The sequence below is a fragment of the Variovorax glucosi genome (assembly GCF_051216695.1).
Lineage (GTDB): Bacteria > Pseudomonadota > Gammaproteobacteria > Burkholderiales > Burkholderiaceae_C > Variovorax.
This window is the reverse complement of record NZ_JBPJZE010000378.1, coordinates 1-1,050: the sequence shown is the minus strand read 5'-3', so window position 1 is coordinate 1,050 and position 1,050 is coordinate 1. Positions and strand designations below refer to the sequence as shown.

Below are 1,050 nucleotides of genomic sequence, written 5' to 3'. Positions count from 1 at the left end.
GTGAGATCGACTTCGACCTGCGGCAGTTGGGTCCGCATCGCTTTCATGAAGTCGGGCAACCAGGTGTGCACGGCCGTCTCGAGCACGCCGACGCGGATGCGGCCGCCGATCACGCTGCCGCTTGCCGCAGCAGCCTGGATGGCGCGCGTTGCTTCCAGCACACCTTCGGCATGGCGCAGCAGGCGCGAGCCATCCGGCGTGATGCGCATGGTCTTGTGGTCGTAGTCGAACAGCGTGACGCCCAGTTCCTCCTCGAGACTGCGCACACGCATAGAGATGGTCCCGGGCGTGGCATTGAGGTGCTCCGCCACGCGGCGCACGCTGCAGATGCGGGCCAGCATCACGAAGGTCTCGATGAATTTGGTGTTCACTTGCTCCTGATCCAGTGCGCGAGCGCACTACGTTGCAGCTTCATTCCCCGGCGTGGGGCGTGCGCTGTTCAATTTCTCTGAACAGTGCCCGCGCTAATTCCTCGATGGACGCGGTGCACTGCGATTCCTACAGTAAGCAAATTCCTTGCTCACTTCCCTCGAGAACCCGATGAACTCCACGATCTGGATGCATCCCGCCGATCTGCGCCGCGAGATCCGGGAAGGCCGCTTCAGGGGCCCGACCGCAGGCCACAGCCCCGGCTACACACAGGGCAACCTGGCGATCCTGCCGCGCGAATTCGCCGAAGAGTTCCTGCGCTTTTGCCGCCTGAATCCGAAGGCCTGCCCGGTGATCGGCGTCAGCGAGCTCGGCGACTGGCGCGTGCCCGAGCTCGGCGAGGTAGACCTGCGCACCGATGCACCGGCGTACTGCGTCTTTCGCGACGGCGAGCCGGCCGGCGAAGTGCTCGACCTGCGCGAACTGTGGACCGCCGACATGGTCGGCTTCGTCATCGGATGCTCGATGTCCTTCGAAGAAGCCTTGCTGGAGGCCGGACTGCCGATACGCCATATCGAACAGGGCTCCACGGTGCCGATGTACGACACCCACATCGCCAACGTCCCCAGCGGCCGCTTCGGCGGCACGATGGTCGTGAGCATGCGGCCGATGACGCCGCAG

Annotated in this window: 2 protein-coding genes; one reads left to right on the top strand and one right to left on the bottom strand. The window is 64.8% G+C overall.

Annotation, left to right across the window (positions count from 1 at the left end; translation table 11 throughout):
* Positions 1-371: LysR family transcriptional regulator (locus ACSFA3_RS25825; RefSeq protein ID WP_435508161.1), on the bottom strand; the 371-nt coding region annotated here is incomplete at its 3' end.
* A gap of 169 nt (positions 372-540) precedes the next feature.
* Here ACSFA3_RS25825 and ACSFA3_RS25820 point away from each other — a divergent pair.
* The coding region (locus ACSFA3_RS25820; protein ID WP_435508160.1) for a D-glutamate cyclase family protein at positions 541-1,050 on the top strand (510 nt) is incomplete at its 3' end.